We start from the raw sequence: 13,808 nt of genomic DNA on the forward strand, positions 1-13,808 counted from the left end.
GAAAACCACCGTTACGCTGCCGTCACCACGCGGTAGCCTGCGCGACTCTCTTCCAGGTCTCCCGTCAGACCCTGCTTCACCGCCGGGCGACCCAAGCCAATTGCGTACGCACAAATTCCCACTGTGAGGAGTGCGCCAAAGAACATCTTGACAGGAAACGGCATGTTAGAAGGCGTGACGAAACCTTCGATGAGACCCGAAAGAAACAACATGAAAATGAGCCCCACACCCACGGTAATGAGGGAACGCGCAGCGTGAGCCAGTGACTCCATGCGCGACATGTTGACGGGAATCATCCACGACGTAAAGATCTTGAGCCCGGCTGCCGCCGCAATCAGAATGCATGTGATCTCCGGAACGCCGTGAGGCAAGATGTACCCGAAGAAATCTCCGACACGGTCAAAGTGAAACATCACTGCACCGGAGATTCCCACGTTCACAGCGTTCATGACAAGCCCGATGATCACGTAGATTCCGGTTATCCCCAAAACAACCCACTGAAGAGCAATCCACGCGTTATTCGTCCACACGCCAACAGCGAACACACTGTTGGGGTTCTCTTTGTAGTAGTTCACGAAATCGTGTTCAGCCAGCCGTTTTGCGTCCTCGTACGGCACCATGGTGAACAGGGTCTGGGTGTCGTTAGCCAGCCACACGGTAGTCAGAATGCTGAGCCCTACGAACCCAATGAACACGCCCACAAAATACCAGCGAATCGAATACAAGGCCGCTGGGAGTGAGGTCGCAAAGAAGTCGAGCACAGTAGCTTTTGCTCCCCGCGGTACACCCGTGAGTTGCATACGCGACCGGTGAATAACATTCGACAGTCGCACCGCCACATCTGAATCGGGAGCTACCGACTGGACACGCGAGAGGTCCTTTGACGCCCGCCGGTACAGTTCGCGAAACTCAGTAGCTTGTTGCGTAGTGAGCTTCTTCTTGCCCGCGAGGACAGAAAGCCTGTCCCACTGACTTCCATGCATGTGGGCGAGCAGATTTGGGTCCATTTGGCTATCGTATCTGAGGTTGACCAAGTTCGAATACGCGTCACGGGTGTGGCAATATACAAGCGTGGACAATCTTGTGACCGGGGAAGCTGTTGAGCTGAGCATCCGCCCTGCTTCGCTCATGTCACGAGCCGTAGCCTGTGCTATTGACGCCGTAGTGTACACGTTCGTGTATATCGCACTACTCGTCACAATTATTTATTTTGTTATTGAGTACAGCCTGACGCAGGGCCTGCTAGTCAATTCGCTCATCATCATTTTCATGGCAGCCACCACGATCATGGTTCCGTGTACTGTCGAGATTCTGACCCGTGGAAGATCTCTGGGGAAACTCGTCATGGGACTCCGCATCGTCCGTGATGATGGAGGAGCAATTTCTTTCCGTCACGCATTCTTACGTGCGCTGATGTGGGACTTTGAAGTTTTCTCCAGTGGCGGTGGAATTGCCGCGCTCGCAGGGTTTTTGTCACCACGCACTAAACGTTTGGGCGACATGCTGGCGGGAACCATTGCGGTGAGTGAGCGCCCTCGAAAGATTGTTCACCGCTCGCTTCCGGTTTCTCCTCAGCTACACCAGTGGGCACAGACGGTGGACCTGACCCCAGTGCCATCGGGTCTGTTGTACCGGCTGACGCAGTTCCTTGATACGAGCGCAAAAAACACTGCGGAGTCGCGTTTGGAGCGGGCAATTGAACTGGCCACCGAGGTGAACCCGTATGTGGCTCCCCCTCCGCCAGAGGGCACCCACCCTGAAGACTTCATCGTGGCGGTCGTGGAACTCACCCGCACAGCCCAGTTCCACAAGCTCCGCAAGGCAGAGGCAACCGCCCATGCCTTTGCAGACCGCGTAGGGTCGTTACCCTATTCGCAGCGTGTCTAGGTGGTTGAGTAACGCCATGCTTTGCGCGCACCACTTATGACGTGCGGATAATTCCTAATACGCGTTCTGTCAGTTCACGTGTACACGCGGGATCTGCGGATTCGGCGTTAAACCGCACGAGTGGTTCCGTGTTGGACTTCCGCACGTTGAACCAAAAGTCGTTCGCAGTAAAGGTCACACCGTCCAAGTGGTCAATGTGGCCCTCACCAAATGCACCCGCTTGGCATTCCGCTTCGACACGCTCTAACACGTGCTCCGGGCATTCCACTTCAGAGTTGATTTCGCCGCTGAGAGCACCTGCGTTGAACGGTTCGAGAAGCTCTGACAGTGGACGGCCCGTTTCACGTAAAGCCGCAATGACGTGACACGCCGCCAGAATGCCGGAGTCTGCGCAGAAGAAATCTCGGAAGTAAAAGTGCGCTGAGTGCTCAACTGCGAAGACAGCGTTCTCTTTTCGCATCCGCTGCTTGATACCTGAATGCCCCACCGGAGTGCGAATCGCACGCCCGCCGGCTTTCGCAATTGCCTGCGGCACTGCGCGGGTAGTCAACACGTTGTGAATGACAGCAGGGCTCTCTTCGCCCAGGTTACGAGCGCGCTGGATTTCGCGCGTGGCCACCAAAGCACCAATCGCAGACGCCGAGGTGGGTTCGCCTCGTTCGTCAATAACAAAACACCGATCCGCGTCACCGTCGAACACGAGGCCGATATCCGCACCGTGAGCGCGAACTGCCTCCTGAGCGTCACGGAGCGTACTGGGATCTAAAGGGTTTGCAGGGTGATTAGGGAAGGTGCCATCAAGCTCTGTAAACAGGCCCACCAATGTCACAGCGTCACAGTCGAAAACGCGGTCCAGGAAGTTCCCGGCCATTCCATTTCCGGCATCTGCCACCACAGTGAGCGGGCGGGACGCTTCTGCCAGTCCTGTCAGCGTGTGAATACGCTGAGCGAACTGCTCAGCCAGTTCCGCCGCCTGCACGTCGTCAACCGGCCAGAGCGCAGTGTCAACAACGACCTCGGCGGTTTCCGCAACCTTTACAATCTCACCCAACGCGTCCTGACGCGAGATACCCCGGGCCTGCGGACCACACACCTTGAACCCGTTCCAGTCAGCCGGGTTGTGGCTTGCCGTGACCATGATTCCGGGCACGTTCAGCACGCCAGATCCAAAATACAGCTGGTCTGTCGATGCCAGCCCAATGTTGACCGGCGTACCCCCGGCTTGGGCAACACCGTGACACAAAAGTGACGCGAACTCAGCGGACTTTTCGCGCATGTCATGGCCAATGAGTACCTGGTTGCTCTGAAACTGAGCACGCATGACCTTGTGGGTCGCATACCCTACTGCTGTCACAAGTTCGTCGCTAAAGTCAGTGTGAGTGCGTCCGCGCATATCGTATGCGCCGCAGAGGTGAGCGAGTTGCGCTCGTCTGGTCATTCACGTCCCCCGATGACCCTCAGATGACCGTGCTTCCGACCTTGTGGCTGTTCCTGAGGTTTGGCGGCTTCACGTACCGCGTCTGCAATAGCGAGGAGATCGTCGCGGCTACGTTCGGGAGGCGTTTCGCCTGGTTCGAGTGAGATCAGCTGCCAACCGACCGGCGCTTTGAGACGCTGCGCGTGCTCTGCGCAAAGGTCATGTGCACCCGGTTCAGCGCGAACTGCCAACGGCCCAATCACGACGCACGCGTCAGCGTGAACGTACGTGAGAGTACGTGTTGCGGGCGCCCCGCAGTTGGGTTTGTTACAGGTTCGAAGCACGCCTTCCAGTCTATTACACCGCTATACAATGTGCTCATGAACGTCCGTTTGCGCCGTGACCGCCGAGGTCATAGCAGCTCCCGTTTACTGTTGCGTTCCGCGGTGCCGGCCCAGATCTCTCGACGTGAACGGTTCGAGCGCATAGCGGCCTCGGTCATGCGGAAGGTGCGTGTCAGAGCCCACGGCGAACTAGACAAGGTGCGCCTCACCGTCGACTACGTTCCGCCACTTTCGGCCGATCTCAGTCATGTTTTTGAAGCCACGCGCCACACGCCTGCCACGATTGTTGTGTACTACATTCCCCTGTCGCGCTTGGACGCCGATTGGAATGAGTTGTTAGGTGAGGTTGTGTCTGAGCAGGCGACGTTGCTCTGCTCCTACTCAGCTGAAGAGTTACGTCCCTAAGCCATGGTGTGGCTTACGCGTCTGTTTTGGGGGTTGCGTCGGTTTCTGGTGGCGCGTCCGTGCCCGCTTTGGCACTCTTACCTTTTAAGGCGAAAGCGATAGCCAAACCGATTCCTGAGCCAAGAGCGAGCCCATACCCTGCACAAACTGGCACATTCAGATCGGCGATCAACCCAACTGCAATGCCCACCACCAGGCCAATAGCATCTCCCACGAGTATTGCAACGTAATAGATCTTGCTATCTTTATGCGCCATCATCGAACTCCTGACTGTGCGCGTAGGGGGTAGCGGGTGACTAACTGTTTAAAGCATAGCCACTGGGCCCGCGCGTCGTGTGATGCGCGGGCCCTAAGAATTTCGTAAATGCACGCCATGTGATTAAACGATTTGCTTCTTCAAGCGACGGCGTTCGCGTTCTGAAAGCCCACCCCAAATACCGAAGCGTTCATCGTTTGCGAGTGCATACTCCAAGCATTCGCTACGCACTTCGCAGGACGCGCACACGCGCTTAGCTTCACGCGTTGAACCGCCCTTCTCCGGGAAGAACGCCTCTGGATCTGTTTGCGCACACAGAGCTTGGTCTTGCCACGCAACGTCATCGTCGGCTTCACCCAAAAGAAGTTGCAACGGCGACACGCTTGCAACAGATGGACTTCCACTTATTGGTAAAAGTTCTGCTGGATCTACGTCGAGTGGATCCGCGGTAGTTCCTGGCGCACCCTGCGGATCAACGAACCAGTCTTGAGCTGTTCGGCTACGCACGCCAGGCGTTTGAGTGCGCAGACTCTCTACGTACTTACGCGCTTCTGACACGTGTTTCCCCTTTCCTTGGTAGCTCGCGCCACCATATTCCCCACTAAAATTACACGCGTGTCATTACGGTTTCGTCAAGTGCGAAGGTGGTATAAAGAAGCCAGCAAACGAGATAATAGAACAAGAGTTCACTCGGAACTCGCCGATCACCACAACATCTAGTGGTGTCTCATTGACCCCGACACTAACTGCTGTGCTTGGGCGTGTCGGTTGAAGAATCTCATAATTTTTTCGGCGCACGGCGTGAATGAGACGTTTATCCCGGCCCCTTTGAGAAAATGGGCGCGAGCGCACTCACGCACACGATCGACAATTAGGTACGCATGAACTCACTTCTCACTGCCCTTTCTCTCAACCCCGGAACTATTACGCAGGGGGCAGACTTAGCGCGCATTTTGATCACCACAATTGACACTGCGCGGGTGAGCATAAAAGACGGTGACGTGATTGCCATCGACCACAAACTGGTAGCTATTGCGCTCAACGGAAGCACCTCGGGAGCGGGAGCAGAAGAGTTCGCGCGAGCGATTCGTGAGCATTCCAGCGAAACCATCGCAGCGCGCACATATGGCTACCCGCCATCCACCATGCGCCTGGTACGCACACCGCACAACACGGTCGAACTCAACGCGGGCATCAGCGTCACCAACGGCACCCTGATCCTCCCCTTAGACGACCCTCAATCTGCAGCCGAAAAGCTTCACGACACATTCCGTCGCGAATACGGCGTGCGTATGGGACTCATTCTCACCACCTCCCTCCCCCACCCTTTCCGCCACGGTCAGCGCCCAGCGGCTCTCGCCTCGGTCGGAATTGAAAGCCAACGCGTAGCCGACGAAATTGCTAGCGCGGCCTCACTCACCGACATCAGCATGGGCGTGGCAGTCATCCGTGGAATTGACGCCGGCATGTCCAATGAGCCAATCAACCACGACACCCTGGGGCCATTTGCCGACTGGTTCGCCCACGGCTCAGCTGAATCCGTGTACCTTGCCATGGGGGTTGATCCCAAGAAAACACCCGCCCTGTCAGGCGATGACACCGACGACATCCTCACTAAAGTCACGCGCGCAATTTCCGCGGTCCGTTTGGGAGCACCGCGGACCCCAGGGGAAAACGCGTGGCGCATCCGGCCAGCAGGCTCAGGGTCACGCATCGAAATTGACCCCGCGAACATCGAACTCACCTCCCACGCCGGTGGCCACCCCATGATGGAAGCGACAGTAGGGCTCGGCGCGCTGATCGACCGCCTCACAACCGCACTTTCCATCGAAAACCTCGACGTGAACGTCACATACGTGTGGGGAGACCGCGGAACGTCCGAAGGTGCCCACATTGATGTGAGCTTCCGAGGTGCACCATGATCGCGCGCACCGTTGAGGCGATCGCAGCCCGGACAGACCCGGTTATTGAGTGGACTGATCAGTACGGGCGATTAGAGCTCACTGGCCGCGTGTTCGCCAACTGGGTGTACAAGTCTGCTGGGCTCCTGCGCGACACTTCCCCGGATGCACTTGTCCTCAACCCCACCGGCCCCCTCCACTGGCGTGAGCTCGCGTGCATTTTTGCTGCATGTGGCAGTGATGTTCCCGTCATTGTGGGCGCCGAGGTTGGTGCTGAGTTGGGCACCGATTCGTGGGTGGGCATGATTGCAGCTGGGGACGATCTTGCGCCATTTGAGAACGCAGAAGAGCTGTGGGTTTTCGACACGGCACCACTGGCGCTGACCACTGAAGTCGAGCCAGGCGACACCGACTACATTTCAGCCGTGCGCGCATATCCCGATGTGGCCCCGCTTCTTGACGCTCCGCTCACGTATTACCGGCACGGCACTGCAGTCACGGCGCACCCAGTAGACGGTCCTGCGCGGGTGGCGGCCACCTCGGTCCCGGAAACCGATCAGCAACTTTCCGAACTGTGCCACGCCCTCACGCACGGACAACTCACAGTCGACCTCTCTTAGCCGTGTGATCTGCATCGCATGTATGGCAGAATGCAGACATGGACAAAGTAGTTTCGTCAGCAGCAGAGGCCGTTGCCGACATTTTTGATGGTGCACGCATTGCGGCCGGCGGGTTCGGAGTTTGTGGAGTCCCTTCCGTCCTCATCAATGCCCTGAAAGAACAGGGCGCAAAGAACCTGACCGTCGTTTCTAACAACTGTGGTGTCGATGGACAGGGCTTGGGCGTTCTGCTCGAGTCTAAGCAGATCGACACCGTGATCGCGTCGTACGTAGGTGAAAACAAGGAGTTCGCACGCCAGTACCTTTCAGGTGAGCTGCGCGTTGTGCTCACCCCGCAGGGCACGCTTGCAGAAAAACTGCGGGCAGCGGGCGCGGGCATCCCTGCGTTCTATACCGTCACCGGCGTGGGAACCCAGGTGGCCGACGGTGGGATGCCGCTGAAATACGACTCGGACGGCAATGTGATCGAAGAGTCGAAACCTAAGGTCACCCGGGAACTCGACACTTTCGGTGAAACTGAAACGTACGTGATGGAAGAATCCCTGCCATGTGACTTTGCACTGGTGCGCGCGGCAAAAGCCGACCGTCACGGCAACCTGGTGTTCAACTCCTCAGCACGTAACTTCAACCCACCCGTTGCGCAGGCTGGCCGGATCACCATCGTTGAGGCCGAAGAAGTGGTGGAACCGGGTCAATTGGATCCCAACGAGGTGCACCTGCCGGGCGTTTACGTTCACCGGATTGTGGAGCTCACGCCTGAACAAGCTAAAGACAAGTCGATTGAGAAGCGGACGGTGAGGAACTCATGAGCCTGACACGTAATCAAATGGCCGCCCGTGTTGCCCAAGAACTTGAAGACGGCAGCTATGTGAACTTGGGCATTGGCCTACCCACCTTGGTGCCCAACTATGTGCCCAAAGACGTTCATGTTGTTCTGCAGAGTGAAAACGGACTTCTGGGCGTTGGGCCCTACCCCACGGAAGACCAGGTCGACCCTGACCTCATCAACGCGGGTAAAGAAACCGTGACCATGCTTCCCGGCGCATCCTACTTCGACTCAGCTACTAGCTTCGGGATGATCCGCGGTAAAAAAGTGGACTTTGCTGTTCTGGGCGCTATGCAGGTGGCCCGCAACGGTGACATTGCCAACTGGATGATCCCCGGAAAAATGGTCAAAGGCATGGGTGGGGCCATGGACTTAGTCCACGGCGCTCGCACCATCCTTGTAGTCATGGAGCACGTCGCAAAGGATGACTCACCCAAGCTTCTTGACTCGTGTTCCCTGCCACTTACGGGTAAGGGTGTAGTCCAGCGCATCGTCACAGACCTTGCAGTCATCGACGTTCGCGACGGCGAGTTTGTCCTTGTCGAACGCGCCCCTGGTGTCGATGTCGACACGATCGCTCAAAAGACTGGGAGTACGCTCAGGGTTGAGGGCGATATTCCGGAAATGCAAGTGCCACAGGTTTAAGGCACTTTGCTCGTGTAGGCGTCACATCCGTGGCGCCTACATTTTTGTGTGCTCTGTTCAGCGCAGGTGCCTCCTACACCGAAGCGATAAACAACTTTCCGTCTCCTCGCACGTTGAGGTTGCCGTCGGTGGCGGGGACGAAAACCGATTCGCCGGTTTTTAAGATTGCGCTGTCCCCAGCTTGGGTGGACAGAGCGTAGGTGCCTTCAACACACAGAGCGATCGCGGGACCCCCAAGTTCAACAGTGGTGTCTGTACGTGTCAGGGGCATGAGTTTGAAATCGTCGGTTGCCCCTGTGAGCCATTGGCCTTCCCCACCATCGACGCAGTCGGGCTCTGTGGGTTCAAAGGTGACGACCGCGGTGAGTTCTTCAATGTCGATGTGTTTAGACGTGAGTCCACCGCGGAGCACGTTGTCTGAGCTGGCCATGATTTCAATTCCGAGACCACCCAAGTATGCGTGCAAAATTCCTGCATTCAACGCAATTGCTTCGCCGGGGTTGAGCGTGAGCATGTTGAGCATGAGGGCGACGAGGGCTCCCGGATCTGTGGGGAAGTCGGTGTTCACTCGCTTGAGTGTGGTGACCGGGTCATGTGCCGACCCTTCGAGCGATGGGTGGTTTGCGGCCACAGGTTCGTAGGTCAGCCGCGCCAATTGGTCGGCAAGCTCCCCGTAGCCCGGTTCCGTCAAGATTGTCGAAAGCGTCGTTTGAAGTGGGTCGGGCCCGTCAAGAGTCTGGATCACGCGGGCAAGAAACGGATTTCCCGAGGCGGTGTCCAGGCGTTCGAAAGTGGCCTTGATCGCGTGGGGCGGACGGAACCCGCACAGCGCATCAAAGGGTGTGAGCGCGTACATCATTTCAGGTTTGTGCCACGCGTCCTTGTAGTTGCGGTGGGGCGCGTCCACGCTGATGCCTTGTGCGTTTTCGCGTTCAAATCCCGCGCGCGCTTGGTCAAGAGTGGGGTGGGCTTGAATGGATAGGGCGGTGCGCGCTGACAGAATTTTTAGAAGAAAAGGGAGGCGGTCGCCGTACGTGCTACGCGCTGTTTCGCCCAAGTGTTCGGGGTGTGCGGTCACGTGCTCGAGTAGCGTAGATTCTGGGGTACGTGAAGGCGCTTTTGGATGCGCACCTAGCCAGTACTCGGCCGCTGGGGTTCCATCCACGGGAAGTCCCACGATTTGCTGAATCCCCTGCGTGTTACCCCACGCATAGTCTTGCACTGTTCCGCGAATCTCGAACATTTTCCTCCTTGTGTCCACGCCTAGCGTAGGCAGATACGTGTGAAAAACCAACGTGGGCGCTAGAGTTCACACTCTAGCGCCCACGAGGCATTCGCTTGAACTATTAGTCGTCCAAGTAACGGACGAACTTCGCTCCGCGCCTCTTCATCCAGTCGTAGCTACGTTCGGACGTGTTCGTCCTCCGCGAACCAGCGTCCAGCATCTTGCCCTTCTTGTCGGAGACGATCCCCACGTGACCTGGCGCCCAGATGATGTCGCCTGGCTTTGCTTCCTTCTCTGAAACAATACGGCCAGCGCGCATCTGTGCACTTGAGTGACGTGGAATCTTGATGCCAATCTTGTTGTACACGTAGCGGGTGTAGCCAGAGCAGTCCCATCCGTCAGGGGTGTTTCCGCCCCATACGTACGGAGTACCTAGGCCCTTTCTAGCCTCCTTGATGATCTCGCGACGAATGTCGTCAGTCGACTTCTTCTTTGGCTTTTCCTTGGGCTTATCTTTCGGCTTGTCCTCCGCCTTGTCCTTAGGCTTTTCTTCAGCCTTGTCACTTGGCTTGTTCTCTTGCTGAGGTGCTTCCGAAGGCTCAGGTTCAGGCTGAGGGTTCTGGTCGTTCGCTCCTCCGCGGATTGCCGGACCTGGGCCGTATTCTACGGTTCCGAATCCGTCGGTGTGTTGCACGCGAGCACCTTCGAAGCGCTGTTCCAACTGTCCAGCAGACTTTGTCACGTCAGACGTGGGGTATCCCATGTGTCCACGTTCAAAGCCTTTATCTTTCCAGTACTTCCAAATGACACCCCAGGTAGCGAACGCTCCATTTCCTGGCGACCAGTGGGTTGCTCCACGCTGGAACGCCTGGTAACTACCGCGCTGAAGTGGCTTTTCGTTCTGAGTGGGCAGACCCAGGTCGTCACGGTTGTTCTTCCATGCGCTGGCCATGCCATCGCGCAGGATGACCGCACCAGTTGCTTTGGTCCACGTGATGTAGCCACGGTCGTAGTTTTGTACGTACCCGTCGCCCCACTTGTATTCGTTACCCCGTGGTTGTCCCAGGGCTTTTTCATTGCCCTTGTACCCCTTTTGGATGGGGGTCAGGTTTTCTTGTTGAGGCTTGTTCTCTTTCGGAGCTTCAACCTTCTGGCCCTTCTGCAGTTTGGATACTGCGCTCCGGATTTCTCCCATTCGGGAGTAGAAGGCATCGCCAGGGCAGTCGGTGTTGCCTACGTCGCGGTGTGCGCTAATTGCGCTAATTGACCGACCGCCTACGTTTGCCCGGCTGTTGGCGTCGACACCGTTGAGCTTCCATGCGATAGCGTGTTCGACTGCGTTGAGGGCCTCGGCACTGGGGGCTTTCTTGTCGTAGTCACCCATGACCGAAATGCCGAAGGTTCCAGTGTTGTATCCCTGTGCGTGTGCACCTACAACTGGACGGTTAATATCCCCGGCACGTCCCTGCCACATGCGACCGTACTTGTCGACGAGCACGTTGTATCCCACATCGGCCCAACCACGTCCCTTGGTGTGGAATGTGTAGATTCCTCGGATGATTCCAGGAACGTCCCCCGCGGAGTAGTTGTTCGATCCGGCTGTGTGGTGGATGACCGCAGCCTTGACCTTTGGAGCGTAGGACGGGCTTCCCTTACGCAGACGCTCGTTGGCTCCCCATGCCTTTCGGCTAGCGATAGGTGGCTTGGCGACCTTTCCGGCCGACATGTTGCTTGCCGCAAACGCAACGTTTGTCGCGTTTTCAACACCCGTGCACCCGTTGTCATCGCATGCCGCGTTTGAGTTCGTTCCTTCGGCTGCTTCCCCGGCAGTCGCAGGAACTGGCGCATTGCTAGCAACGGCTGCCGAATCCCCGGCAGTCTTCTTTGGGTCGACCACGATCAGTTTTGCATCAGATGCGGCCGCATCCCCAAGGACACGCATCTGAATGTTCGAAGCCCCCGCTACCACGAATGGTTCGGTTCCTGGGCGCCCTTCGCCTGTGTTCTCTTGGTCGATTTCTTGCCATGCACCCCATGCGTCACCAGTCTTGGTACGTACTTCGAAGGTGACCTTCGCGTCACCGGTGTACGACACACCTACAACAGAGGGGTTTCCGGCAGGCACCTTAACGACCTTTGAGATCGAAGCGATGTTGACACCGTCTTCGGTCTTGTCCTTTGCTGATCCGGTGATTTCCGGAGCCGAGGTCGCAGGGGCCTGCGTCGGTGATGGTGCCTGAGATGGTGTACGACTCGGCTTCTGAGCCGGCGTTGGCTTCTGAGCAGGCTCTGTCGAGTCACTGCTAGAACCGCCCAGACCGTCTTGCGGTTCAGACGGTGCTTGAGAGTTTGCACCTAGACCCATGTTCTGGGCCATGAAGATACCAGGCAGATTACGTGTGCTGCGGTTCTGTGCGCTCGCGGTTGTATCAGATGATGCGCGTGCGCCGGGTTCGTCTATGCCGTTTTCATCAACTTTTGTGAGTGGCATTTCGTCCACACTTGGGCGGGCCGTTGACGCTTGTGCGTCTTGAGGCGCGCCCAGTGTACTGACCGCGACGGATGCGACGGCTAGCGCCGCTAAGGGCATTCTTATTCTCATAGTTCAAGCCTTTGCGAGGAAGTCGGGAAGTGAGGCTAACGCGGAGGCTGTCGCTGGCAACGACACTCCAACATCTCAAAATTGTTACATATATTTACGGCGTGTCGAGTTGAGAATAAGAAAATTTGAAAATTACAAGGATGTCGTTCCGCGTGTTGGCGGACAACACGCGGAACAGAAAATTGTTACTTTACTTCGCAGATTTCTGCGTCTTTTTCGTCACCATCGTTACTTTTGGGTTCAGCGAGGGTGTCTGAACCCATTGCGTAGTACGACACTTCTGGCGACGCCCCGAACCCTTGCTTGTCAGCTTTTGCGTCCTCTTGACTCTTCGTGATGGCTTCCTGCACAAGAGTGTGCGCCTTGTCGAAGTCCGGGTGTGAGGGCTTGATCCGAGGCGGGCTCAGGTTGAGCTTGCCAAGCTTGTGGTCCCGGGTCTTCTGTGCCAGGTCGACGAAGTAGTCGAGCTGGCTTCGCGGAACGTCAGTGGAGACAACGTTGGGGGCAGCCGAAGCGATCTTCTGGAACCGTGAAAGCACAGTGGCCGGGTCGAGCTGAGTGAGCATGGCTTCTTGCACGCATCGCTGGCGCGTCATGCGTTCATAATCTGAGGCGAACTCGCGGGAACGGGCGTACCACAGTGCGTGGTATCCGTCTAGGTGGATATTTTCGCCGGGTTCGATCCACCCTTTAGGCGGACCGTGCTTCCCTGTTCGTTTGTTGGTTTTCGACGAAATAGGGACGCGCACGTGACTGGTCAAGGTAATTCCACCCATCGCGTCGATGAGTTGTTCAAAACCTTTCAGGTCGATCATCGCGTAGTACTGGATTTTCAGGCCAGTAACACCTTCCATGGCCTGCTTGGTCGCTTGTACTCCCGCCGGAGGTCCTTCAGGGAACAGCGAGGCGTTCTCTTCGCCTAACTGGTAGACCGCGTTGAGCAAGCATTCGTCGCCACAGCTGTAGCCATTTGGGTATTTCTGGGCCAGCGGACTTCCTTTGGGGAATGGCACGTTCTGCATGTTGCGGGGTAGGCCAATCGAGACCGCAGCCCCGGTTTTTGCGTCGATCGAAACAACCGAAAGAGAGTCAGGACGAACACCGGTTCTTCCTTTACCGGCGTCTGATCCTAGAAGAGCGATGTTGTAGCGGCCATCGGCAGCTTTTTCGACTTTGCGCGAATTGAAGATGCTATCGAGCAGTTGACGGCCGGAGTTCAACGTAGTGACACCGTAGGTGAACGCACCTCCAACCACCAGAACACTGACCAGCGCAGCTGACAAAAAGGCTGGGCGGGTTCTCTTACCCAAGGACACCACGCGCACTAATCGCACGGTATCCAGCAAGCACAGAATCCACACAACGCCTAATAGCACAGCGAACGCCATGAGAGGGATCAAAACAAAGCTACTCGTGGCCAGACTTATCAGCCACTGTTTGCGAATGATCGCTAGCAGAAGAACGATGAAAAGAATCGCCCACGTGATGAGCGTGATGCGGAGGGCGAAACGCCCCATTTTCCGGTTTCCCAGCATGGTCTGCACAGATCCCGGAATGAGGGCGCTTGTGAGCAAAAGAACCCAACCTCGCCGATTGCGAACTTCTTCGGAGGCGAAGCGTGGATTTCGCAGCGGGTCGACGTACTTGAGCTGTCTGCTCACAAGCGTCCTTTCTTTCAGT

The 13,808-nt window shown here is 56.9% G+C and carries 14 protein-coding genes; 6 read left to right on the plus strand and 8 right to left on the minus strand.

All coding sequences use genetic code 11. The annotated features are described in order from the left end of the window. Positions 1–11: 11 nt before the first annotated feature. The gene (locus tag QP868_RS02690; RefSeq protein ID WP_284925119.1) at positions 12–1,007 is read right to left on the minus strand and encodes a stage II sporulation protein M; all 996 of its coding nucleotides are present in this window, start codon (positions 1,005–1,007) and stop codon (positions 12–14) included. A 64-nt stretch (positions 1,008–1,071) separates the two neighbouring features. On the opposite strand from QP868_RS02690, the gene QP868_RS02695 reads away from it, so the two are divergent. Continuing rightward, complete coding sequence (locus QP868_RS02695; protein ID WP_284925121.1) at positions 1,072–1,887, plus strand: RDD family protein; 816 nt, start codon at positions 1,072–1,074, stop codon at positions 1,885–1,887. Between the two features lie 34 nt (positions 1,888–1,921). Here the strand turns inward: QP868_RS02695 and QP868_RS02700 are convergent, their stop codons facing one another. Then, entirely contained in the window at positions 1,922–3,325 is a 1,404-nt protein-coding gene (locus QP868_RS02700; RefSeq protein ID WP_284925122.1) for a phosphohexomutase domain-containing protein, read from the minus strand. Next, positions 3,322–3,648, minus strand: a complete 327-nt coding sequence (locus tag QP868_RS02705; protein ID WP_040348501.1) for a DUF3499 domain-containing protein — start codon at positions 3,646–3,648, stop codon at positions 3,322–3,324. Before QP868_RS02705 ends, QP868_RS02700 begins: the two co-directional genes overlap by 4 nt. 36 nt (positions 3,649–3,684) lie before the next feature. Between QP868_RS02705 and QP868_RS02710 the strand changes: the two genes are divergently transcribed. Beyond that, on the plus strand, positions 3,685–4,053 hold the full coding sequence (locus QP868_RS02710) for a hypothetical protein (RefSeq protein ID WP_284925123.1): 369 nt from the start codon (positions 3,685–3,687) through the stop codon (positions 4,051–4,053). 13 nt (positions 4,054–4,066) lie between these two features. Here QP868_RS02710 and QP868_RS02715 read toward each other — a convergent pair whose 3' ends face one another. Both QP868_RS02715 and QP868_RS12130 read right to left on the minus strand, forming a co-directional pair. Next, on the minus strand, positions 4,067–4,312 hold the full coding sequence (locus tag QP868_RS02715) for a hypothetical protein (protein WP_284925124.1): 246 nt from the start codon (positions 4,310–4,312) through the stop codon (positions 4,067–4,069). A 120-nt stretch (positions 4,313–4,432) separates the two neighbouring features. Further along, positions 4,433–4,867, minus strand: coding sequence for a WhiB family transcriptional regulator (locus QP868_RS12130; RefSeq protein ID WP_425543264.1), 435 nt, complete (start codon positions 4,865–4,867; stop codon positions 4,433–4,435). A gap of 323 nt (positions 4,868–5,190) precedes the next feature. On the opposite strand from QP868_RS12130, the gene QP868_RS02725 reads away from it, so the two are divergent. Genes QP868_RS02725 through QP868_RS02740 form a run of 4 tightly spaced genes read left to right on the plus strand, consistent with a single transcriptional unit; the run spans position 5,191 to position 8,301 of the window. After that, positions 5,191–6,231: a coenzyme F420-0:L-glutamate ligase gene (locus QP868_RS02725; RefSeq protein ID WP_284925125.1), complete on the plus strand. Its 1,041-nt coding sequence runs from the start codon at positions 5,191–5,193 to the stop codon at positions 6,229–6,231. Next, complete coding sequence (locus QP868_RS02730; protein WP_284925126.1) at positions 6,228–6,830, plus strand: hypothetical protein; 603 nt, start codon at positions 6,228–6,230, stop codon at positions 6,828–6,830. Before QP868_RS02725 ends, QP868_RS02730 begins: the two co-directional genes overlap by 4 nt. A gap of 38 nt (positions 6,831–6,868) precedes the next feature. Continuing rightward, a complete protein-coding gene (locus tag QP868_RS02735) occupies positions 6,869–7,639 on the plus strand; it encodes a CoA transferase subunit A (RefSeq protein ID WP_284925127.1) in 771 nt (256 codons plus the stop codon). After that, on the plus strand, positions 7,636–8,301 hold the full coding sequence (locus QP868_RS02740; protein WP_284925128.1) for a CoA transferase subunit B: 666 nt from the start codon (positions 7,636–7,638) through the stop codon (positions 8,299–8,301). Before QP868_RS02735 ends, QP868_RS02740 begins: the two co-directional genes overlap by 4 nt. 73 nt (positions 8,302–8,374) lie before the next feature. On the opposite strand, the gene manA is transcribed toward QP868_RS02740, so the two are convergent. The 3 genes from manA to QP868_RS02755 all read right to left on the minus strand — a co-directional run bounded on the left by manA (position 8,375) and on the right by QP868_RS02755 (position 13,789). Continuing rightward, a complete protein-coding gene (gene manA, locus QP868_RS02745; RefSeq protein WP_284925129.1) occupies positions 8,375–9,544 on the minus strand; it encodes a mannose-6-phosphate isomerase, class I in 1,170 nt (389 codons plus the stop codon). A 103-nt stretch (positions 9,545–9,647) separates the two neighbouring features. Continuing rightward, positions 9,648–12,116, minus strand: a complete 2,469-nt coding sequence (locus tag QP868_RS02750) for an NlpC/P60 family protein (RefSeq protein WP_284925130.1) — start codon at positions 12,114–12,116, stop codon at positions 9,648–9,650. Between the two features lie 197 nt (positions 12,117–12,313). Next, positions 12,314–13,789 carry an LCP family protein gene (locus QP868_RS02755; protein WP_284925131.1) on the minus strand — a complete coding sequence of 492 codons (1,476 nt, stop codon included), beginning with the start codon at positions 13,787–13,789 and terminating at the stop codon, positions 12,314–12,316. Positions 13,790–13,808: the final 19 nt, after the last annotated feature.

This window comes from Brevibacterium sp. UMB1308A (genome assembly GCF_030230605.1).
In the GTDB taxonomy this organism is placed as follows: Bacteria; Actinomycetota; Actinomycetes; order Actinomycetales; family Brevibacteriaceae; genus Brevibacterium.